18 protein-coding genes are annotated in these 22,358 nt (G+C 70.6%); 9 read left to right on the top strand and 9 right to left on the bottom strand.

What is annotated here, in order from left to right; genetic code table 11:
• Positions 1–93: 93 nt before the first annotated feature.
• The 3 genes from OG700_RS30725 to uvrA all read right to left on the bottom strand — a co-directional run bounded on the left by OG700_RS30725 (position 94) and on the right by uvrA (position 5,206).
• Positions 94–1,764, bottom strand: coding sequence for an amino acid adenylation domain-containing protein (locus tag OG700_RS30725; RefSeq protein WP_405619243.1), 1,671 nt, complete (start codon positions 1,762–1,764; stop codon positions 94–96).
• 58 nt (positions 1,765–1,822) lie between these two features.
• A complete protein-coding gene (locus tag OG700_RS30720; protein ID WP_405619241.1) occupies positions 1,823–2,074 on the bottom strand; it encodes an acyl carrier protein in 252 nt (83 codons plus the stop codon).
• 99 nt (positions 2,075–2,173) lie between these two features.
• Positions 2,174–5,206 carry an excinuclease ABC subunit UvrA gene (gene uvrA / locus OG700_RS30715; protein WP_405619239.1) on the bottom strand — a complete coding sequence of 1,011 codons (3,033 nt, stop codon included), beginning with the start codon at positions 5,204–5,206 and terminating at the stop codon, positions 2,174–2,176.
• A 228-nt stretch (positions 5,207–5,434) separates the two neighbouring features.
• On the opposite strand from uvrA, the gene OG700_RS30710 reads away from it, so the two are divergent.
• The 3 genes from OG700_RS30710 to OG700_RS30700 all read left to right on the top strand — a co-directional run bounded on the left by OG700_RS30710 (position 5,435) and on the right by OG700_RS30700 (position 7,918).
• Complete coding sequence (locus tag OG700_RS30710; protein ID WP_405619237.1) at positions 5,435–6,121, top strand: maleylpyruvate isomerase family mycothiol-dependent enzyme; 687 nt, start codon at positions 5,435–5,437, stop codon at positions 6,119–6,121.
• A gap of 10 nt (positions 6,122–6,131) precedes the next feature.
• On the top strand, positions 6,132–6,788 hold the full coding sequence (locus tag OG700_RS30705) for an MBL fold metallo-hydrolase (protein ID WP_405619235.1): 657 nt from the start codon (positions 6,132–6,134) through the stop codon (positions 6,786–6,788).
• A gap of 83 nt (positions 6,789–6,871) precedes the next feature.
• Positions 6,872–7,918: a S66 peptidase family protein gene (locus OG700_RS30700; RefSeq protein WP_405619233.1), complete on the top strand. Its 1,047-nt coding sequence runs from the start codon at positions 6,872–6,874 to the stop codon at positions 7,916–7,918.
• Between the two features lie 104 nt (positions 7,919–8,022).
• Here OG700_RS30700 and OG700_RS30695 read toward each other — a convergent pair whose 3' ends face one another.
• From OG700_RS30695 to OG700_RS30675, 5 genes are all read right to left on the bottom strand, one after another.
• A complete protein-coding gene (locus OG700_RS30695; RefSeq protein WP_405619231.1) occupies positions 8,023–9,048 on the bottom strand; it encodes a TerC family protein in 1,026 nt (341 codons plus the stop codon).
• A 307-nt stretch (positions 9,049–9,355) separates the two neighbouring features.
• Positions 9,356–11,392 (bottom strand): TerD family protein, encoded by a 2,037-nt coding sequence (locus OG700_RS30690; RefSeq protein WP_405622091.1) that lies wholly within the window; start codon positions 11,390–11,392, stop codon positions 9,356–9,358.
• Positions 11,393–11,624: 232 nt separating this feature from the next.
• A complete protein-coding gene (locus OG700_RS30685; RefSeq protein ID WP_405622089.1) occupies positions 11,625–12,191 on the bottom strand; it encodes a TerD family protein in 567 nt (188 codons plus the stop codon).
• A gap of 183 nt (positions 12,192–12,374) precedes the next feature.
• On the bottom strand, positions 12,375–14,495 hold the full coding sequence (gene uvrB, locus OG700_RS30680) for an excinuclease ABC subunit UvrB (protein WP_405619229.1): 2,121 nt from the start codon (positions 14,493–14,495) through the stop codon (positions 12,375–12,377).
• A gap of 40 nt (positions 14,496–14,535) precedes the next feature.
• Positions 14,536–15,456, bottom strand: coding sequence for an MHYT domain-containing protein (locus OG700_RS30675; protein WP_405619227.1), 921 nt, complete (start codon positions 15,454–15,456; stop codon positions 14,536–14,538).
• A 235-nt stretch (positions 15,457–15,691) separates the two neighbouring features.
• Here OG700_RS30675 and OG700_RS30670 point away from each other — a divergent pair, with 235 nt between their 5' ends.
• From OG700_RS30670 to OG700_RS30655, 4 genes are all read left to right on the top strand, one after another.
• On the top strand, positions 15,692–16,600 hold the full coding sequence (locus tag OG700_RS30670) for a glycerophosphodiester phosphodiesterase (protein WP_405619225.1): 909 nt from the start codon (positions 15,692–15,694) through the stop codon (positions 16,598–16,600).
• 126 nt (positions 16,601–16,726) lie between these two features.
• Complete coding sequence (locus OG700_RS30665) at positions 16,727–17,269, top strand: methylated-DNA--[protein]-cysteine S-methyltransferase (RefSeq protein WP_405619223.1); 543 nt, start codon at positions 16,727–16,729, stop codon at positions 17,267–17,269.
• 145 nt (positions 17,270–17,414) lie between these two features.
• Positions 17,415–18,323: a pseudouridine-5'-phosphate glycosidase gene (locus OG700_RS30660; protein WP_405619221.1), complete on the top strand. Its 909-nt coding sequence runs from the start codon at positions 17,415–17,417 to the stop codon at positions 18,321–18,323.
• A gap of 8 nt (positions 18,324–18,331) precedes the next feature.
• Positions 18,332–19,351: a carbohydrate kinase family protein gene (locus OG700_RS30655; RefSeq protein WP_405619219.1), complete on the top strand. Its 1,020-nt coding sequence runs from the start codon at positions 18,332–18,334 to the stop codon at positions 19,349–19,351.
• A 51-nt stretch (positions 19,352–19,402) separates the two neighbouring features.
• Here the strand turns inward: OG700_RS30655 and OG700_RS30650 are convergent, their stop codons facing one another.
• Positions 19,403–20,044: a uridine kinase gene (locus OG700_RS30650; RefSeq protein WP_405619217.1), complete on the bottom strand. Its 642-nt coding sequence runs from the start codon at positions 20,042–20,044 to the stop codon at positions 19,403–19,405.
• A gap of 171 nt (positions 20,045–20,215) precedes the next feature.
• On the opposite strand from OG700_RS30650, the gene OG700_RS30645 reads away from it, so the two are divergent.
• The gene (locus OG700_RS30645) at positions 20,216–20,755 is read left to right on the top strand and encodes a hypothetical protein (protein ID WP_405619215.1); all 540 of its coding nucleotides are present in this window, start codon (positions 20,216–20,218) and stop codon (positions 20,753–20,755) included.
• A 348-nt stretch (positions 20,756–21,103) separates the two neighbouring features.
• Positions 21,104–22,327, top strand: coding sequence for a S1 family peptidase (locus tag OG700_RS30640; RefSeq protein WP_405619213.1), 1,224 nt, complete (start codon positions 21,104–21,106; stop codon positions 22,325–22,327).
• Positions 22,328–22,358 lie beyond the last annotated feature (31 nt).

The raw sequence follows: 22,358 nt of genomic DNA, 5'->3' as shown, positions 1-22,358 counted from the left end.
TCTCGCTTCGTGGTGCGAACGACTGGGACGGACCTCTGGGGGGTGGCGGGTGAGGCCGGTGCGGGAATGTCTCGAACACCGATCATGCGTCGGTCAGCCCGGCGGGTCCAACAGCGCGGCGATGTCGATCTTTCCGTTGGGTGTCCGGGGGAAGGAACCGATCCGCCGGACCTCGTCCGGCACTTGGGCGCGCGGCAGTACGGCCGAGAGCGCTTTCCGCACGGCCGCCGGCCCGGCGGCGCCGCCGTCGACCACACCGCCGTCACCGTCGTCACCGCCGTCACCGTCCGCACTGCCGTCACCGGTCGCCTTCGGCCCGCCGAGCGGTTCCTCGGTGTAGAACATCGACAGCCGTTCGTACGCACCGCTGTCACCGGCCACGGGAAGCACGGCGCACTCCCGTATCCCGGGCAGGCGCAGGGCCGCGGCCTCCGTCTCGGCCGGTTCGACGCGGTGCCCGGAGATCTTGATCTGCCGGTCGGCGCGGCCGTGGAAGTGCAGCACCCCGGCGCCGTCCAGTCTGCCGAGATCGCCGGTGCGGTAGATCCTTCTGAGGCCGGTGCCGGGGTCGAACGTCGCGAAACTCCGCGCCGTGGCCCGCTCGTTGCCGAGATAGCCGTCGGCCAGGCCCTCCCCGGAGACGCAGATCTCACCGAGCGCGCCGGGCGGGACCTCGCTGTCGCCGTCGAGGACATGGATCGCGGTGCCGGGGACCGGTGTGCCGAGCGGGATGCCGTACTCGGCCTCGCAGTCGGCCGGCCGGATCCGGTGGGTGGTGACGAAGACGCAGCACTCGACCGGGCCGTAGCCGTTGAGGAGCGTGATTCCCGGGTGGCGGGCGAGGAAGGACCGGATGTGCGGGGCGGACAGCCGCTCACCGCCGGTGAAGACCTGGCGCAGGCCGGTGAAGCAGTCGGGGTCCTCGTCCACGAAGAGGTTGAAGAGGGCGGCGGTGAGCCAGATGGTGTCGAGGCCGGTGGATTCGACGAGTTCGGCCAGGTCGCCGGGGAGGAAGTAGTCGCCGTCGACGAGCACGACTGTGCCGCCGGTGGTCAGCATGCTCCACAGTTCGAGGGTGAGCGCGTCCCAGGAGACGGGGGCGGCCTGGGGCATCACACGGCCGGGGCCGAATTCGGCGAAGCCGTCCGGGCCGAAGAGCCGGGTGGTGGCGCGGTGCGGTGAGAGCACCCCCTTGGGGGTGCCGGTCGTGCCCGAGGTGAAGAACACGGTGGCGGGCGCCGCCCCGTCCACCGCGTCCCCCCCGTCCATCGCTTCCTCCGTGCGCGCGGGGCCGCCCGGGGCCGGTGCGCGTGCGGCCGCTTCGCTCAGCTCTTCGTCGCGCGGACTCCATACGGGCGGGCGGGCCGCGGCGTCCGCCACGGGCGATGGGCCGCCCGGAGCCGCCGGCGGGCTCACCACGACCGGCGGCGCCAGCATGCCGAGTACGGTCCGCAGGCGGTCGGCGGGCAGTTTCGGGTCCAGTGCCGCGTAGGCGGCACCGCGTTTGAGTACGGCGAGGAGTACGGCCACCAGTTGCGGCGAGCGTGGCAGCAGCACGGGCACCAGCCGGTCCGCGCCCACCCCGAGGCGGCCCAGTTCCACGGCGTACGCCTCCGCCGCCAGGTCGAGCGTCCGGTAGCTGACGCGCCGACTGGCGAAGACGAGTGCGGTGGCGTCCGGCCTCAGCCGGGCCTGCCGCGCGACGGCCTCATGGATGAGCCGCTCACGCGGCGCACCACCGGGCGCGCCGGGCGTGCGGGACATGCGGCGCGTACGAGATGTGCGGGGCGGGCGGGACATGAGAAGTCGGTCTCCGTCCCCGTCAGACGGCTTCGCCGCGGGCGAGCACGGCGGCGCTGAAGTCGGCGACCGTGTCGCTGTCGAAAACCGTGTCGGGAGAGACCCGTATGCCCAGCTCTCTCTTGACGCGGGTACATATCCGTACCGCTTGGAGGGACGTGCCGCCGAAGTCGTAGAAGCTGTCGGAGGGCTTCAACTCATCGGCTCCGAGGACCTCTGCCATGATCCGGACGACGGAAGCGCTGTCGCCGCGCTGTTGCTCGGACACCTTCATCTCGCATCCTGCCGATTGATGGAAGGTGCCCATTCTGACCCAGATCCCGCGCATACGTTCGGCCGAGGCGCCCCAGTACGACGCCTCGGCCCGCCGAGGTCAGGACTTACGGGACCGCGCGGCCGTCTTCTTGGCGGCGGCCGTCCTCGCCGCAGGCGCCACGGCCTTCGCCACGATCTTCTTCGCCGCGGTCTTCTTCGCCGCGGTCTTCTTCGCCGCGGTCTTCTTCGCCGCGGTCTTCCGGGCCGGTGACTTCGTCCGGCCCGAGGGAGCCGCGTCGCTGATCCGCTCCGCGTCCAGGATCTCCCGCAGGAACTTGCCGGTGTGGCTGGTCGCGACCCCGGCCACCTGCTCCGGGGTGCCCTCGGCGACGACGAGTCCGCCGCCGTTGCCACCCTCGGGACCCATGTCGACGACCCAGTCCGCCGTCTTGATGACATCCAGGTTGTGCTCGATGACGATCACGGTGTTGCCCTTGTCGACCAGCCCCGACAGCACCGTGATCAGCTTGCTGATGTCGTCGAAGTGCAGACCGGTGGTGGGCTCGTCCAGCACGTACACCGTGCGGCCCGTGGACCGCTTCTGGAGCTCGCTGGCCAGCTTCACGCGCTGCGCCTCGCCGCCCGAGAGGGTCGGCGCGGACTGGCCGAGCCGCACATAGCCCAGGCCCACCTCGTTGAGCGTCTTGAGATGGCGCGAGATCGTCGGGACGGCCTCGAAGAAGTCGAGCCCTTCCTCGATGGGCATGTCCAGCACCTCGGCGATGGACTTGCCCTTGTAGTGGACCTCCAGGGTCTCCCGGTTGTAGCGCGCGCCGTGGCAGACCTCGCACGGGACGTACACGTCCGGCAGGAAGTTCATCTCGATCTTGATCGTGCCGTCGCCCGCGCAGTTCTCGCAGCGTCCGCCCTTGACGTTGAAGGAGAAGCGCCCCGGCAGATAGCCGCGGACCTTCGCCTCCATCGTCTCGGCGAAGAGCTTGCGCACATGGTCGAACACCCCGGTGTACGTGGCCGGGTTGGACCGGGGCGTACGGCCGATGGGCGACTGGTCGACATGCACGACCTTGTCGACCAGGTCGTCCCCGTCGACCCGGGTGTGGCGCCCCGGCACCGATTTGGCGCCGTTCAGCTCACGGGCCAGGTGCATGTAGAGGATGTCGTTGACCAGGGTCGACTTGCCCGATCCGGAGACACCCGTGACGGCGGTGAACAGGCCGAGCGGGAACGACACGTCGATGTCCCGCAGGTTGTTCTCCCGCGCGCCGTGCACCGTGAGCCGGCGCCCGGGGTCGATCGGCCTGCGGATGTCCGGCGTCGGGATGGCCTTCTTGTGGGCGAGGTACTGCCCGGTGATCGACTCCTCGTTGGCCAGGAGCTCCTTCAAGGGGCCGGAGTGGACGACCTTGCCGCCGTGCTCGCCCGCGCCGGGGCCGATGTCGACGATCCAGTCGGCCACCTTGATGGTGTCCTCGTCGTGCTCCACGACGATCAGGGTGTTGCCCATGTCGCGCAGCCGGATGAGGGTCTCGATCAGCCGGTGGTTGTCGCGCTGGTGGAGGCCGATGGACGGCTCGTCCAGGACGTAGAGCACGCCGACCAGACCGGAGCCGATCTGGGTGGCGAGCCGGATGCGCTGCGCCTCGCCGCCGGAGAGGGTGCCGGCCGCGCGGTTGAGCGAGAGATAGTCCAGGCCGACGTCGACCAGGAACCTCAGCCGTTCGTTGACCTCCTTGAGGACCCGCTCGGCGATCTGCTTGTCCCTGGCGTTCAGCTTCATCTTGCCGAGGAAGTCGGCGCATTCGCTGATCGACATCGCGGAGATGTCGGCGATGGACCGGTCCATGACCGTGACGGCGAGGACGAGCGGCTTGAGGCGGGTGCCGTGGCACGTCGGGCAGGGCACCTCGCGCATGTAGCCCTCGAAGCGCTCCCTGCTGGTGTCGCTCTCCGCCTCGGAGTGCCGCCGCTTGACGAAGGAGACCGCGCCCTCGAAGGACGGGGTGGTGTACGCCCGCTCGCGGCCGTACCTGTTTCTGTACCGCACCTCGACCTGGGTCTTGTGGCCGTACAGCAGGGCCTTCTTGGCGCGCTGCGGCAGCCCGGCCCACGGCATGTCCGTACTGAAGCCGACGGCCTGCGCCAGACCGCCGATCATCCGGCCGAAGTACTCCTTCGTGTGGCCGTGCGACCAGGGGTGGATCGCGCCCTCGTCCAGCGACTTCTGCTCGTCGGGGACGATCAGCTCCGGGTCGACCTCCATGCGGGTGCCGATGCCCGTGCAGTCCGGGCAGGCGCCGAAGGGCGAGTTGAAGGAGAAGGAGCGGGGCTCCAGCTCCTCGAAGGACAGGTCGTCGTACGGGCAGTACAGATGCTCCGAGTACATCCGCTCGCGCTCGGGGTCGTCCTCCGGGAGGTCGACGAAGTCGAGGACGACCATGCCGCCGGCGAGCCCGAGCGCGGTCTCGACGGAGTCGGTCAGCCGCCGCTTGGCGCTGCCCTTCACCGTGAGGCGGTCGACCACCACCTCGATGGTGTGCTTCTCCTGCTTCTTGAGCTTCGGCGGCTCGCTCAGCTGGATGGTCTGCCCGTCGACGCGCGCCCGGCTGTACCCCTTGGTCTGGAGGTCGGCGAACAGGTCGACGAACTCGCCCTTGCGCTCCCTGACCAGCGGCGACAGCACCTGGAAGCGGCTGCCCTCGGGCAGCTCCAGGACCTTGTCGACAATGGCCTGCGGCGACTGGCGGGTGATCGGCCGGCCGCACTCGGGGCAGTGCGGCTTGCCGATACGGGCGAAGAGCAGCCGGAGGTAGTCGTAGACCTCGGTGATCGTGCCGACCGTCGAGCGGGGGTTGCGGGACGTGGACTTCTGGTCGATGGAGACGGCCGGCGAGAGACCTTCGATGAAGTCGACGTCCGGCTTGTCCATCTGGCCGAGGAACTGCCGGGCGTAGGAGGACAGCGACTCGACATAGCGACGCTGTCCCTCGGCGAAGATCGTGTCGAACGCGAGGGAGGACTTGCCCGACCCGGAGAGCCCGGTGAAGACGATCAGGGAGTCACGGGGGAGGTCGAGCGAGACGTTCTTGAGATTGTGTTCGCGAGCGCCACGGACGATGAGACGGTCGGCCACGCCGGTCCGCACCTTTCTAGAGAGAAGCAGGGGCGGAGCCCCCGTCCCAGGGTAATGGGGGTCGCCAGAGCGATGGACTGCCAAACGGAATGACCCGGGTCACTGGGGCGCCGGGCTGCGAGGGCTCCTTACCAGGATGCCTCAGACGAGCTTATAGCACGCGCATTCGATTTACGGCCGCTCTTCGCCGCCTTCACCCGAAGGAGTGGCGGGGCTATCGTCGACCTCATGCTCGATCATGTGCGCGACCTGGAATCCCTACGTGAAGCGACCGAGCGGCTCCTCACCGCGGCCGCCCGACTGGACAACGCCTCCGCCGCCGAGGCGTCACGGCTGCCCGGCTGGAGCCGTGGTCATGTACTGGCTCATCTGGCCAGGAACGCCGACGCGCTCGTCAATGTGCTCGAAGGCCGCCCGATGTACCCGGACGCGGGCACCCGCGACACCGACATCGAGCGGGACGCCCCCCGCCCCCTGGACGCCCAGATCGCCGACGTGCGCGCCACGGCCGGCCACTTCCAGCGAGTGGCGGCCGTCCCCGCCGACTGGGCCCGCACGGTCGCGCTCCGCAACGGCGTGACGGACGTGGCCGCCCGGGTCCCGTTCCGCCGGCTCGTCGAGGTCTCGCTCCACCATGTCGACCTGGGCATCGGTCTGGAGCTCGAAGACCTCCCAGACGACTTCACCGACCGCGAGATCGACTTCCTGACCGAGCGGTTCGCCGGCCACGCGGACGTACCGCCACTGGCCCTGACCACGCCCGACGGACGCACCTGGCGCACCGGCCGCGCCGACGGCACCCCGGCCACCGTCACCGGCCACCCGGCCGACCTGATGGGCTGGCTCGCAGGCCGCCGCGACGGGGCGGCGCTCAAGACGTCGGACTCCCCGCTGCCCGTACTGCCCCCGCTATAGGCTGAGTCGTATGACCTACAGCGGAGCCGTGAGACTCGACGGACCGGCCGATGTGCACGAGCTGACCGGCCTGATGATCTCCAAGGTCGCCGTCGGCGCGATGAACAACAACGCCTACCTGCTGCGCTGCCGGACCACCGGCGAGCAGTTGCTCATCGACGCGGCGAGCGACCCGGCCACGCTGCTGACGCTGATCGGTGACGACGGCATCGCGTCCGTCGTCACCACGCACCGGCACCGCGACCACTGGCAGGCGCTGGCCGAGGTCGTGGCCGCCACGGGCGCCGCGACGTACGCCGGACGGTACGACGCGGAAGGGATCCCCGTCCCGACCAACGTCCTGGTCGAGGACGGCGACACGATCCGGGTCGGCCGGGTCGAGCTGACCGCACGCCATCTCGTCGGTCACACACCGGGCTCGATCGCCCTGGTCTACGACGATCCGCACGGCCACCCGCACCTGTTCACCGGCGACTGCCTCTTCCCCGGCGGCGTGGGCAACACGCACCAGGACCCGGCCGCCTTCGCCAGTCTGATCAACGACGTCGAGACGAAGCTCTTCGACCGGCTGCCGGACGAGACCTGGGTCTATCCGGGGCACGGCGACGACACCACACTCGGCGCCGAGCGCCCTCAGCTGCCCGCCTGGCGCGAGCGCGGCTGGTAGGACGTGCGCGGCCGGGGGCCGTCCTGGCGGCCCCCGGAAAACCGGCTGCCCCCGGCGCGGGGCTCTCGTTACGCTCTGGTCGTATGCAGCCGCTCACGTACCCCGCGAAGCCCCGTCCAGGCGACCGAATCGCCGTGATCTCCCCGTCGTCCGGTCTGCCGGGCCTGCTCCCGCTCCCGTACGAACTGGGCCTGACCCGGCTGAAGGAGGACTTCGGCCTGGTGCCCGTCGAGTATCCGGCGACGCGGAAGATGGGCTCGACGCCTCGGGAACGGGCCGACGACATCCACGCGGCCTTCGCGGATCCGACGGTCAAGGCCGTCGTCGCGAGCATCGGCGGGGACGACCAGATCACCGTACTGCCGCTGCTGGAACGCGAGTTGATCCGCTCCTGTCCCAAGCCGTTCTTCGGCTGGAGCGACAACACCAATCTGCTGGCGTACCTCTGGAACACCGGGATCGTCGCCTTCCACGGCGGCAGCGTGATGTGCGAGCTGGGCCGGCCCGGCGCGATGGATCCTCTTACGGAGGCGTCGCTGCGCGCCGCGCTCTTCACCTCGGGGCCGTACGAGCTGACTCCCGCCGCGCGCTTCCGCGACACCGACCGCGACTGGGCCGACCCGGCGACCTTCCTCGTCGAGCCCGAGACCCGGCCGGGCGGGGGATGGAGCGTGCACGGTCCCGAGAGGGTGGTGGAGGGCCGGACCTGGGGCGGCAGTCTGGAGACCCTGGCCGCGCTGCTGATGGCCGACCGGGAGATCCAGGGCGACCTCAGCGCGTACGACGGCTGTGTCCTGCTGCTGGAGACCTCGGAGGAACTGCCGGGCGCCGACGAGGTCTTCCGGACCCTGCGGAACATGGGCGAGCGCGGGCTGCTGCGGCGGTTCCCCGCGCTCCTGATGGGGCGGCCCAAGACCTGGTCGCTGGAGCGGCGGAACAGCCCGGAGGAGTCGGCGCGGTACGCCCGCGAACAGCGCGCGGCGGTGGTACGGGCGCTGGACACGTACGCCCCCGACACGATGGCCTTCATCGACGTGGACTTCGGGCACACCGATCCGCAGCTGGTCATTCCGTACGGCGGCACGGTGCGGGTGGACGTGCCCGCGCGGCGGATCACCGTCACGTACTGAGCCGGCGCCCGCGCACACGCAACCGGGGCGAGCGGCTGGTGCCACTCGCCCCGGTCGGTGCACCTGCGGCGTACGTCGTGTCTCGTACGTCGCGCGTCGCGCGGTCAGGCCTCGATGTCGGCCTTGCCCGCGCTGTCCTTGCCCTCGGCCTTGTCCTGGCCGTCCTTGCCCTCGGCCGCCTCGCGCTCCGACTGCTTCTTGGAGGCGATCAGGCTGGTGATCGTGGTGATGACCAGCACACCGCAGATGACGGCGAGCGAGAACGAGATGGTGACCACGGGGACATGCACCCCGTTCTCATGCAGTGCGTGCAGCACCAGCTTGACGCCGATGAAGCCGAGGATGACCGACAGGCCGTAACTGAGGTGGACCAGCTTCTTGAGCAGGCCGCCGATCAGGAAGTACAGCTGCCGCAGACCCATCAGCGCGAAGGCGTTGGCGGTGAAGACGATGTACGGGTCCTGGGTCAGACCGAAGATCGCGGGGATCGAGTCCACCGCGAACAGCACATCGGTGGTACCGATGGCGAGCATGACCACCATGAGCGGGGTCAGGACACGCTTGCCGTTCTCCCGGATGAAGAGCTTCGTGCCGTGGTACTTGTCCGCGACGCCGAAGCGCTTCTGGACCGACTTCAGAAGGCGGTTGTCCTCGATCCCTTCCTCTTCCTCCCCGGAGCGCGCCTCCTGGATGAGCTTCCAGGCGGTGTAGATCAGGAACGCGCCGAAGATGTAGAAGACCCACGAGAAACTGGAGATCATCGCCGCGCCCGCCGCGATGAAGATGGCGCGCAGGACGAGGGCGATGAGCACACCGACGAGCAGCACTCGCTGCTGCAGGTACGAGGGCACCGAGAACTTCGCCATGATCAGGACGAAGACGAAGAGATTGTCGACACTGAGCGACTTCTCGGTGATGAATCCGGCGAAGAACTCGCTCGATGCCTGGCCGGTGCCGAACACCATCAGGCCGATTCCGAACAGCACGGCCAGGACGATCCAGACGATCGTCCAGATTCCGGCTTCCTTGATCGACACGTCATGGGGCTTGCGCCCGATGAGGAAGTCGACCGCGATCAGGGCGCTCAGACCAAGAATGGTCAGCACCCACAGGGTCAATGAAACGTCCACTGCGCCTCCGGCTTCGTACGGCTACTGATCAGCGTCGTCGCTGCCGGAGGTCTCTTCCACCCGAGCGCCTCGTCTGCGCTGCCGGGCCGACGCCCCGGGACCGATGGCGGTCCGTATTGACGGGTACGTCGCGGTGTGGGAGTACTCCCCTCCGTTCAAAGGAGAGTACAGGAAACACCAAGAGAAGGTAAAGTTCGAGATGGGGCGGGCGCCAAGGTGCAGGTCAGGTGCCGTTCAGCCGTGGTCGGGCGCAGTCGGGCCCAGGGCCGCGGACCTCGGACTCGGGCGGACCCCGGACTCGGGCGGGTCAGCGGCGCCAGGCGCGGCGCGCCTCGGCGACCTGTTCGAGGACCCGTCGCAGTATCTGGCTGCCCGGCGGCATCGTCAGCGGTTCGAACGTCCACGCGTGCCCGACCCACGGGTCGGCGAGGTGGTCGTCGGCGACCGGTGTGATCCGCAGCAGTGAGCGCCACAGCGGGTCCAGCACGGGGCCGTACGCGCTGGCGTCCTCCCGGTCGGCGACCATCATCAAATGGACGCCGACAGCCGGGCCCTCGTCGGCGAGATAGCGCAGCTGGGTCACCGCGCGGTCGTCGAACCCGTGCGGGAAGTCGTTGACGATGAGCAACTGCTCGGCGGTGTCGAGATCGGGCGGCAGGGAGTCGGCCGCGCCGCCCCTGACGGCCATCTGCACCAGGTCCACCCGCTGGGTGAGCTTCGCGAGGACGGCGGAGACGCCCGCCGCGCCACTCGCCGGCGGCTGGTTCAGCACGCCCGCGCCGACCAGCGGGGCGAGGGACATCGCGGCCGAGCCGGCGGCGTCGATCACATGGACGGTGAACTCGCCCGGCGGGTAGGCCGCGAGGAGTCGCGCGGCATGATCTACCGCGTTGTCCATGGCGAGCTTGCGCAACTGCCCCTCGTCCAGCATCAGGGCGGCCTCCGAGCCCGACCGTCCGCTGTCGATCCACAGGCCGCGCTCCAGCGGAAGCCTGACCAGCATGGGGATGCGCAGGTCGGTGCGCTCGGGCAGATGGAGATCGCCCAGGCGCAGCGCCATCGGGGTGTCCATCGGGACGCGGTAGGCCTGCCACACGGGGTTGTCCCAGCGGGCGTACGCGGGCGGCAGGGCGGGCTCGACGACCCCGGACTCGGCGGCCAGTTGGCCGAGGTCCCGGTCGAGCGCCTCGCGCGCCTGGTCGGTGAGCTGGTCGCGCTTGGCACGGGCGACCTCGCGGGCCGCGTCGCCGGTACCGCCGATCCGGCTGCGCGGGTCGGACAGGACCCGGTCGAGCTCCTGGTCCATCCGGGACTCGGCGAAGTCGACGGCGCTGCGGTAGGCGGCGGTGGCACGGGCCAGATCCTCGAACATGCCCCACACCTGGTTGTACAGGCGCTCCTCCATGGACCAGCCGGTCGCGTCGCCCGCGACCGGGAGCGGCGCCTGGCCGGGCGAGGTCGGCCGCGTCGTGGGCGGCGGAGTGGGCGGAGCCGTGTTCTGGCGGCGCGGGTGCGTGTAGTTGACCCGTCCACCGGCGGTGCCGTGCGAGGCGGCGGCGGGCTGCTGCCCCTGGCCGTCCGCCGGGCCGCCCGGCTGCTGGCCGGGGGTGCCCGGCAGTTGGTGCGGCGTGCCGCCGGTGCCGGGGGTCACGCCCGGGGCCGCCGCGGCTCCGGCGCCCGCGCCGGTGGTGCCGGCCGCGCTCTGGCCCGGCTGGGTGGCCGTGGCTGATCTGTCGGAGCGCACGCGCACACCGTCCGGGGTGCCGGTCAGGGGAGCCTGGATGGCGCTGGCCATGTGCCGGGCCACCGCTTCCTGGATCCCGGCGGCGAACTCGCGGGCCTGCGGCACGCCTTGGTCGCCGAACAGCTCGGCGAGCCCGCCCGCGTACCCCTGGCCGACGGCTCGGACCTTCCAGGCGCCCTGGCGGCGGTACAGCTCCAGGGCGACGACGGCGGACTCCGCCTCAAGACCGGTGATGGTGAAGCTGGCGATCTCGGTGCCGTCGGTGGCGGTGACGGCGGCGAACGGGGCGGCCGTGGTGCCGAACCTGGACGGGCCGCCGACCCCTTCGGGAAGCGCGAGCAGTACGTGCACGAGATGCGCGCGGTCGGGCACGGCCTCCAGGTCGACGTGGAAGCGCAGCCCCGCGGCGGCCTGCCGGGACACCTCGATGCCGGGCAGTGTGGGCGAGCCGGGATGGGCGATCCACTCGACGCCGAGGACCGTGCCCCGGTCGTCGCCGAGGGTGGCGCACGCCAGGACCGGTGCTCCGGCCGTCACCCGGATCTCCAGTCGGCTGTCGGGCAAGGGATGGTTCTGCCCCCGGACCAGCTCGGCCGTCATCGCCTCTGTCCCCTCGTCGGTCACGCGTCGGTGCCCCGTGTAGTGATGTCGTTCTCCGGTGCTGCGGTGCTGCGGTGCTGCGTGGTCGCTGCGTCGGTCTGTGGTGCTGTGTGCTCCGGTACCACGTCGGCCTGTGGTGCGCCGGTGCCGCTCGGCGGGGCCGTCCGCCAAGCGGTGCAGCTCCCGGCGGCCTTGCCTCCGGGAGCTGCGCTTGCGCTGGCGAGAGCTGTGCCTACAGGTGCGGCAGGATCGCCGGCATCAGGTCCTGGAACGTACGGCCGTTGGCCGGGTTGCCCAGAGCCGTCATCTTCCAGCCGGTGCCCGCGCGGTGCACCTTCGCCATGATCTGCGCGGTGTACTGACCGCCGCCGTCGAGTGTGTAGCGGGCGAGCTCGTCGCCGTTGGTCTCGTCGACGATGCGGCAGAAGGCGTTCTGCACCTCCTGGAACGTCTGGCCGGTGAACGAGTTCACTGTGAAGACGATCTGGTCGATGTGCACCGGAACCCGCTGCAGATCGACGAGGATCGCCTCGTCGTCGCCGCCCTGTCCGGCGCCGCCGACGAGGTTGTCACCGGTGTGCCGCACGGAGCCGTCGTCGCTGACAAGGTGGCGGAAGAAGACGACGTCGACAGGCTGCTTGTCGGCGAAGAGCACGGCCGAGGCGTCCAGGTCGATCTCGCGGGTGCGGGTCCCGAACAGCCCACGGCGCGGGGCGGCCTGCCAGCCGAGCCCCATGCGCACCGCGGTCAGGGTGCCGCCGCCCCTCTTCTCCAGGCTGATGGCCTGCCCCTTGGTCAGGTTGACCCCAGGGCCCCCGGGCGCACTGCCCTTGGATACGTCCACCACGCGCTGTCCCCTCTCGGAATTTCCCCGCAACCGTCCATGTGTGCGGTTGTCCTGCACCCTACGCAGTCACTCGGACAGCGCAGGAGACTTCCGCCGTTTCTGTGTCGGTCTTGCAACACACCCAGTGCCGCGGCGTCAGGCGAGCCCCACTTCCCTCATCTGGCGCAGCTCCTTCTTCAGTTCACTCACCTCGTCACGCAGCCGCGCGGCCACTTCGAATTGCAGGTCGGCGGCTGCCGCGCGCATGCGATCGGTCATCTCCTCGATGATCCCGGCCAGTTCGGCCGCGGGCCGGTCGGTGACCACCGCGCCCGGCTTGCCCGCCTTGCCCGCCCGGCCGGAGAGGGCAGGCACCGGGGCCTTCGCCGGCTTGCCCTCCTTGCCCTGGCGGTAGCCCGTACCGAGCAGTTCCTCGGTGTCGACCTCTTCGCGGGCGATGGTCGCGACGATGTCGTTGATCTTCTTGCGCAGCGGCTGCGGGTCGAGACCGCGCTCGGTGTTGTACGCGATCTGCTTCTCCCGGCGGCGGTTGGTCTCGTCGATCGCCTGCTCCATCGCCGGGGTGATCTTGTCCGCGTACATATGGACCTGGCCCGAGACGTTGCGCGCCGCGCGGCCGATCGTCTGGATCAGCGACGTCCCCGACCGCAGGAAGCCCTGCTTGTCGGCGTCGAGGATCGCCACGAGCGACACCTCGGGAAGGTCGAGGCCCTCCCGCAGGAGGTTGATGCCGACGAGGACGTCGTACTCCCCCGCGCGCAGCTCGCGCAGCAGCTCGATCCGGCGCAGCGTGTCGACGTCGCTGTGCAGATAGCGGACCTGCACGCCCAGTTCGAGGAAGTAGTCGGTCAGGTCCTCGGCCATCTTCTTGGTGAGGGTGGTGACCAGGACGCGCTCGTCCTTCTCGGTACGGAGGCGGATCTCGTGCACCAGGTCGTCGATCTGGCCCTCGGTGGGCTTGACGACGACCTCCGGGTCGATGAGCCCGGTGGGGCGGATGATCTGCTCCACGTACCCGTCGCCGCGGGAGAGTTCGTACTTGCCGGGGGTGGCCGACAGATAGACGGTCTGGCCGACGCGCTCCTGGAACTCCTCCCACTTCAGCGGGCGGTTGTCCAGCGCGGAGGGCAGCCGGAAGCCGTGGTCCACCAGGGTGCGCTTGCGGGACGCGTCGCCCTCGTACATCGCGCCGATCTGCGGCACGGTGACGTGCGACTCGTCGATGACCAGCAGGAAGTCCTCGGGGAAGTAGTCGAGGAGGGTGTTGGGCGCGGTGCCGGGCGAGCGGTCGTCGAAGTGCATCGAGTAGTTCTCGATACCGGAGCAGGAGCCGATCTGGCGCATCATCTCGATGTCGTACGTGGTGCGCATGCGCAGCCGCTGGGACTCCAGGAGCTTGCCCTGCCTGTCCAGCTCGGCCAGGCGCTCCGCCAGCTCCTGCTCGATGCCGTTGACGGCCTTCTCCATGCGCTCCGGACCCGCCACGTAGTGGCTGGCCGGGAAGACGTACAGATCCTGGTCCTCACTGATGATCTCGCCGGTGAGGGGGTGGAGGGTGGAGAGGGCCTCGATCTCGTCGCCGAACATCTCGATGCGGACGGCCAGCTCCTCGTAGACAGGGAAGATCTCGATGGTGTCGCCGCGGACCCGGAAGGTGCCGCGGGTGAACGCCATGTCGTTGCGCGTGTACTGCATGTCGACGAAGCGGCGCAGCAGCTGGTCGCGGTCGTACTCCTGGCCGACCTTCAGGCCGACCATCCGGTCCACGTACTCCTGGGGCGTGCCCAGGCCGTAGATGCAGGAGACGGAGGCGACCACAATCACATCGCGGCGGGTGAGCAGCGAATTCGTCGCCGAATGGCGCAGCCGCTCGACCTCCTCGTTGATCGAGGAGTCCTTCTCGATGTAGGTGTCCGACTGGGGGACGTACGCCTCGGGCTGGAAGTAGTCGTAGTACGAGACGAAGTACTCGACGGCGTTGTTGGGCAGCAGCTCACGGAACTCGTTCGCCAGCTGGGCCGCCAGCGTCTTGTTCGGAGCCATCACCAGGGTGGGGCGCTGAAGCTTCTCGATCATCCAGGCCGTGGTGGCCGACTTGCCGGTGCCCGTCGCACCGAGCAGGACGACGTCCTGCTCGTCCGCGCGGATGCGGCGCTCCAGATCCGCGATCGCCGTCGGCTGGTCGCCACTGGGCTGGTAGGAGCTGATGACCTCGAAAGGCGCCGTAGTACGTTCGATCTTGGAAACTGGCCGCATGCGTCCACCGTACGACCAGCCACTGACAGTCGGCCGCGGATCACCAGTCGTGGACACCCCGCGACCCGCCCCCGGACGGCCTGGACACCGTCTCGTCGGCGGATTGCCCGTACGTGGGTTCCGGCGCGGCCCGCTGCGCCGGTACGCCGGGCAGGGCGCGCTCGTCGGTGCCCCGGCCCCGCCGGGACCGGCGGACCGGGCCGCGCCGCTCCCGCCCGCCCGTGACCATCAGCGGGTCGAAGATCACCACGACGGCCGCCAGCAGTAGGAAGACGCCGGGCCCCACCAGCATGGGCCCGAGCAGCGTGGTCGCCGGTTCGCCTCCTTCGGCGCCCTCGGCGGAGCCACCGGGCGCCCGCAGATGGACGTGGACGGCGGCCATGCCCACGTAGTGCATCCCGGTCACGGCGACGCCCATCGCGAGGCTCGCGGCCAGGCTCATCAGCAGGCCGTGGTCGGACGCGGCGGCCCAGAGTGCCACCGTGGCGGCCACGACGGCGATCACGACGGAGCCGCCGACGGTAAACGTGTCGTAGTCGACACGGCCCTCCAGACGAATTCCGGCCATTCCCAGATAGTGCATGCTCGCGATGCCGAGGCCGGTGACCGTACCCCCTGTGACCAGGGCCATCGTGGTCGCGCCGCGGTATCCCACGATGAAGATGCCGACGCCGACCATCACGATCGCTACGGCGAGGCTGGCGAAGGTCGTGGCCCGGTCGTAGGCCACGGGGGTCTCCGCGACGGCGAAGCCGATCATGGCGATGAAGTGCATCGTCCAGACGCCCGAGCCGATCGAGATGGCCGCGAGCGCGAGCCAGCCGGCCTTGCGTCCGCGTTCCGGCGTGCGCAGGGATCTGATGGCGCAGCGCAGGCCCAGAGCGCCGCCGAGGCAGGCCATGAGGAAGGCCGCCACGGGGGTGATGAGGCCGTAGCTGAATCCGTCGGTGGTGCCCTGCATGCGGTACGCCCTTCGCTCCTGGTGAGCCGTCTGCGGAAGCGCTGGTTCGGGGGCGAGGGTATGGCTACCAGCACGGCAAGCAAACATCAGGCCACCATTTTGTCGATATGGCGACCGTCTCCGCGTCCGGGGCGGGCGCATTCCGTTCACGTTGTGGCCAACCTTCGCCTGTCGCGTGTTGGCCGCCGGCTGTCACTCTCGGCCAGTCGGTGATCGATCAACCCAAGGAGTCCACGTGAACGCACGCACCTCTGTGACCGCGACCGTCGCACTGCTGGGAGCCGTCGCGCTGGTTCTGCCAGGGACCACGTCGGCCGCCGCGCCGCGGGCCACGGCCCCGGAGACGTCCCCCGTGTCCGCCCGGCACGGCGCCGATCCGCTGGTCATCGCGCACCGCGGCGCCTCCGCCTACGCGCCGGAGAACACCCTCGCCGCCGTCGACAAGGCCGAGGACCTGGGCATCGACTGGGTGGAGAACGACGTCCAGCGTGCGAAGGACGGCACTCTGGTCGTCCTGCACGACACCAACCTCAAGCGCACCACCGACGTCGAGGAGGTGTTCCCCGACCGCGCTCCGTGGAATGTGAAGGACTTCACCGGAGCCGAGATCGCCCGTCTGGACGCGGGCAGCTGGTTCGGCGCCGAGTGGGCGGGCGCGCGGGTGCCGACGCTGAAGCAGTTCCTGGACTCCGTCGAGGACAACCGGCAGAAGCTGCTCCTGGAGATCAAGGCGCCCGAGCTCTACCCGGGCATCGAGAAGGACATCCTGGGTGTGCTCCGCGCGGAGGGCTGGCTGGACCGCGCGCACGTGCGGAACAGGCTCGTCATCCAGAGCTTCGGCGCGGCCAGCGTGCGGGCCGTGCACCAGCAGCGGCCCGACGTGACCACCGGGTTCCTCGGTACGCCGGCGGTGGCCGACCTGCCGTCGTACGCGGCGTTCACCGACCAGATCAATCCGACGCACTCCTCGCTCACCGCCGAGTACGTGGCAGCCGTGCACCGGCTGAAGGGCGCCCACGGCAAGCGGCTCCAGGTCCACACCTGGACGGTCAACGACGCCGCGGGCGCACTGCGCGTGGACGCGTTCGGTGTGGACGGCATCATCACCAACAACCCGGACGTGGTGCGGGACGCGGTGGGCTGACCGACCGGGTCGGCGCGGCGGACGGGCAGGTCCGGGGTCTGGTCCGGGACAGGCTCGGCGGCTGGTCCGGGACTGGTCCGGGACTGTTCCGGGGCCTTGTCAGACCCGGGCCGTAGCGTTGTCGGCATGAACAGCAACGCGCAGTCGGCGCGGTGGGCCGTCGTCGGAAGCGACATCGGCCCACTGCTGCTGGCCGCCACCGGTGAAGGACTTGTGACAGTTGTCCTCCACGCCACAACCGGGCGGCGGGACACGGCACTTCGGCAGCTGACCGGTCGGCTCGGCGCCGAGCCCGTCGAGGATCCGGCGGGCCGGCTGGCCGAGCCGATACGTCAGCTGGCGGCCTTCTTCGACGGCACCCTCCGGAAGTTCGAGCTCCCACTGGACTGGTCGCTGTCGGGCGGCTTCAACCGGCAGGTGCTGCGCGAGCTGGCGGCCGGCGTTCCGTACGGCACGGTCGTCGGATACGGAGACCTGGCCGACCGGGTGGGCAGTCCGGGCGCGGCCCAGGCGGTCGGCGCCGCGATGGGGTCCAACCCGCTGCCGATCGTGGTGCCGTGCCACCGGGTGGTGGAGAGCGGCGGCGGACTGGGCGGCTTCGGGGGCGGCCTGGCGACCAAGCGCCAACTGCTGGCCCTGGAAGGCGTGCTGCCCGCGCCGCTGTTCTGACGCGTCTGCCCGCCGCGATTCGCCCGCCCGCTGTTCGCGCGCCTCCCATTTCCCTTCCCTTCCGGTCTCTTCCGGTCTCCGGCCGCTCCGGCCTCCGGCGACCGCCGACGTTTGCGGGACCCCGTCCTGTGCCAGGGATTGGAATATGCCTGACACGACACTGCTGCTGTCCCCCGAGGTACGGGAGGCGCTCGACGCGCGCCGGCCCGTCGTGGCCCTGGAGTCGACGATCATCGCGCACGGTCTGCCGCGACCGCGCAATCTGGCCGTCGCGGAGGAGCTGGAGGCGCTGGTACGGTCCGGCGGAGCCGTCCCCGCCACCGTCGCCGTCCTGGACGGCCGGGCCCATGTAGGCCTGGACAAGGACCAGTTGGAGCGGGTCGCGGGAGATCCGTCCGTCCGGAAGCTGGGCCACCGCGATCTGGCGCCCGCGCTGGCCACCGGAGCCAGCGGTGCGACGACGGTGTCCGCGACGGCGTTCCTCGCCGGGCGGGCCGGGATCCGGGTCTTCGCGACCGGCGGGCTGGGCGGTGTCCACCGCGACTGGCTCCGGGCGCAGGACGAGTCGGCGGACCTGCGGCTGCTCGCCGAGACCCGGATCACGGTGGTCTGCGCGGGCGTGAAGTCGATCCTCGACGTACCGGCGACCTTGCAGCGCCTGGAGAGCCTGGGCGTCGGAATCCTCGGGTACGGCACGGAGTACTTCCCCGGCTTCTACCTGACGTCGTCCGGGGAGCGGGTCGACTGGACCGTACGCACTGCGCAGGAGGTCGCGGCGGTGATGGCCGCCCAGGACGCGCTCGGCGGGCCCGAGGCCGCGCTGATCGTCGCCAATCCGGTGCCGGAGACGGAGCAGTTGGATCCCCGGCTGCACGACCGGGTGCTCGCCGAGGCGTTGGCGGAGTGCCGGGAGCGGGACATCGGCGGGCAGGCGGTCACGCCGTTCCTGCTGGGTGAGTTGATGCGACGGACCGGCGGCGCGTCCCTGGAGGCGAATCTGGCCGCCGTACGCGGCAACGTACGGCTGGCGGCGCTGATCGCGGCGGCCCGGTGAGCGATGCGGTGAGCGATGCGGTGAACGGTGCGGGGAGCGACGGGGGGAACGACGCGGCCAGGGGTGCGGTCAGCGGTGCGGGCCTCGCCGGTGACCGCACCGCCGCGGACGTCGATGGCGGAAGCCCCGGCGGCGGCGCGGGCGCGCTGCTGATCGTCGGGGACGTCGTCACCGACGTGGTGGCCCGGCACCGTACGCCGCTCACGCACGGCACGGACACCGCCGCCGAGATCCGCACCCTGCCGGGCGGTGCCGGCGCCAACGCGGCGTGCTGGGCCGCGTCCACGGGATGCGCGGACGTCCGGTTGCTCGGCCGGGTCGGCGCGGACGCCGCCGGATGGCACGAAGGGCGGCTGAGAGCGGCCGGCGTCCGGCCGCTTCTCGTCGTGGACGACGACGCGGCGACCGCCACCGTCGTCTCGCTGGTCGACGCCTCCGCCGAACGCACGTTCCTGACCGACAGCGGGGCCGTCCTGCGCCTGTGCGCCGCCGACTGGTCGGCCGCGTTGCTCGACGGGGTGGGCCGGCTGCACATCTCCGGGTATCTCTTCTTCACCGCCACAAGCCGTCACATGGTGCGTGCCGCCGTGGAGTCGGCGGTGGCGCGTGGCGTCCCGGTGAGCGTGGACCCCGCGTCGGCGGGCTTCCTCGCGAACCTCGGCCCCGAGCGGTTCCTGGCGGCGGCCGACGGTGTCCAGGTGCTCCTGCCGAACGCGGACGAGGCCCGGCTGCTCACCGGAGTCCCGGATGCCGAGAAGGCGGCGGCCGGGCTGAGCCGCCGGTTCCCGCTCGTGGTGGTGACGCTGGGACCCGACGGCGCGCTGGTGGCGTCGGACGGAGCCGTGACGGCGCACGTTCCGGCGGATCCCGCGCGGGCGGTCGACTCCACGGGGGCGGGTGACGCGTTCAACGGCGCCTTCCTCGCGACCCTGTTGACGGGCGCCGGCCCGGTGACGGCAGCGGCGGCGGGCTGCCGCGCCGGCGCCTCGGCGGTCGCGCTGCCCGGCGGGCGGCCACCGCTGCCGTGACCGGGCCGGCGCGGGCACGGGCGCAAGCACGGGCACGGGCACGGGCACGGTTCAGCTCTGCCGGAGCGCCCAGGCGGGGCGGCGCGGATCGTCCGCCCGTACGAGGACATCGGCCGCCCCGGCCGGGCCGACCTCCCGCTCGTACCGCTCGAAGGCGGGCAGCGTCCACTGCTCGCCCGGGTCCGTGCGACGGCGGAGCGCGGCCGGCGACAGCCGCAGATGCACCGTGAGGTCGAACGGGAACCAGTGCCCGAACAGGAGCGGTCCGTGCACCAACAGCACACCGCCCGAAGGGAGTTCGACGCGCCGGCTGCGCGTCGCGCGGTCGGTCGCCGGATCCCACAGATCGGGCAGGACCCGGCCGGTCCCACCCTTCTCCACCGGCCCGAACACCTCCCGCCACAGCGCGCCCGTGTCGAACCAGCCGTCGTAGTACGAGTCGGGGTCGTGCCGCCCGTACTCGTACCGCAGCGACGCGGGCCGCAGGAAGCCACCGGTCCCGACGACGAGCACCGAGCGGCCCCTGAGCCGCAGCGCGTCGGCGAGCGCTTCGGCCGGTACGCCGGGGTGCGCGGCGGGCGCGCCGTCCACGGCGATACGCAGCCAGGGGCTGCCGTCACCGGCCCTGGTCCGCGACGCGCGCTCCGCCAGGGTGTCGGTCAGCCGCTCCCAGGTGATCGCTTCAAGTCTCACCGTCCCATCATGGTCCAGAGGGCCAGCTCCTCGGCGAGCCGGGAAGGTCGAACACGCGCCGTCCGACGCCGATGCACGCCGATCGAGGCCGACGCGCAGCGGTGTCGGGTTCCGGCCGATCGTGAGCCGGCCCTCGGGCGTGTGGCCGGTCACAGCGGGCATTTCTCCCCCATGACGACTCACCCACGCCCCCTGCTTCTCCTCGACGTCGACGGCCCCCTCAACCCGTACGCCGCGCGGCTGCCCCGACCACGCGGCTACCTGACGCACCATCTGCACCCGTCGAGCTGGCTCTCCCGCCAGACGCCGGGATCCCGGTCCCACAGACGTGGCCTGCGGGTACGGCTCAACCCCGCCCATGGCCCGATACTCACCGGGCTGCCCTTCGAACTCGCCTGGGCCACCACCTGGATGCACGAGGCCAACAGCATGATCGCGCCGGCCGTCGGGCTGCCGACCGATCTGCCGGTGATCGAGTGGCCCGAACTCTTCGCGACCGATCCGGACGGCCTCTACTGGAAGACACGCCCACTGGTGGAGTGGGCGGAGGGCAGGCCCTTCGCCTGGGTCGACGACATGATCACCGACCTGGACACGACGTACGTCGCGACCCACCACGACGGACCCGCGCTGCTGCTGCGCATCCACCCCCGACGGGGGCTGCGGGAGCGGGACTTCGCGGCGCTCACGCGGTGGGCGCAGCTGCTCTGATCCGGTGGGCCGCCGTGCCGTTGCGGTTCGCAACCGAGGCTGTCGGGTCCCATGCCTTGAGAGGCGTTCACCGCTTGACTTTTGCAACGCTGTAAAAGCCTTCGCCCGACGACAGTTGGGGCACCCGCCAGCATCGCCCGCACACCAACCGGAACACACCGTTCCATGGGACACGGCCACCTCCGACCAGGCAAATCGAGCCAAGTGCGCAGTTGGTTCGACCATTGGCATGGACCTGCTCATGATCCTTGGATACGCTCCGGCCGGGGCGAGTGAGAGCGCTCTCACTCGCCCGCTGTCCCACTGTTCCATCCCCACGATCGCTGGAACAACCGAAGGGCGAATGCCTTGAGACGCAAGACAGTTGTACGCACCGGTCTGTCCGCACTCCTCCTCGTCGGTACGTGGGCGACAGCCGGTATCGCGCCGGCGTCGGCCGCAGCTCCCGACTCCGCATCCGCATCCACCTCAGTCTCGACATCGATGTCAGCTGCGGCTTCGGCTTCGGCATCGGCTTCGGCTTCGGCTTCGAAGAAGGCACCCGCGTCCGAGGGCCTGCTCACCGCCATGCAGAAGGAATTCGGCCTGACGAAGAGTCAGGCCGCCACCCGGCTCGCCGCCGAGAAGACGGCGACCGCCATCGAGACCAAGGCACAGCGCGCGGCGGGAGCCGCGTACGGCGGCTCCTGGTTCAGCGCCGCCGACAACACACTGACCATCGCCCTCACCGACGGGAACAAGGCGGCTGCCGTGCGTGCGACAGGCGCCACGGTCAAGCTCGTGAAGCACAGCGAGCGGGCACTCGACGCGGCCATGAAGCGGATCGACGCGCTCTCCGCGCCGGCCGGCGTGAACAGTTGGCGCGTCGACCCGAGGACCAACCGGGTCGTGGTGAACGTCCTCGCGTCGAAGAGCGACACCAAGGCCGTCGCCGCCTTCGTCGCCAAGGCCAGGAAGACCGGTCCGGTGGCCGTGGCGGAGACGACCCACGCTCCCGCCACCGTCGCCGCCGGGACCGTCGGCGGCGACCCGTACTACACGGGCAACGTCCGCTGTTCCATCGGCTTCTCCGTGCACGGCGGCTTCGTCACCGCCGGTCACTGCGGCCCGCGGGGCCAGTCGGTGCGCGGCTGGGACAACTCCGCCATCGGCAACTTCCAGGGCTCGTCCTTTCCCACCAACGACTACGCGTGGGTGAACGTCGCCAACGGCTGGTGGACCGTGCCCGTCGTCCTCGGCTGGGGCACCATCCCGGACCGACTGGTCCGCGGCTCGAACGAAGCCCCCGTCGGTTCTTCGATCTGCCGCTCCGGCTCCACGACACACTGGCGCTGTGGCAACGTCCTGGCCAAGAACGTGACGGTCAACTACTCACAGGGCGCCGTCCACCAGATGGTCCAGACGAGCGCCTGCGCGGAGGGCGGCGACTCGGGCGGCTCGTTCATCAGCGGTGACCAGGCACAGGGCGTGACGTCCGGCGCCTCGGGCAACTGCACCAGCGGCGGGCAGAGCTTCTACCAGCCCATCAACGAGATCCTCAACACCTACGGGCTGACGCTGCACACGGCCTGATCACTGGCTCAGCCGGCCTGATCCCGGCCAC

It is taken from the genome of Streptomyces sp. NBC_01508, assembly GCF_045040315.1.
GTDB lineage: Bacteria > Actinomycetota > Actinomycetes > Streptomycetales > Streptomycetaceae > Streptomyces.
The sequence above is the reverse complement of the archived record's forward strand: the minus strand, read 5'-3'. Positions and strand labels throughout refer to the sequence as shown.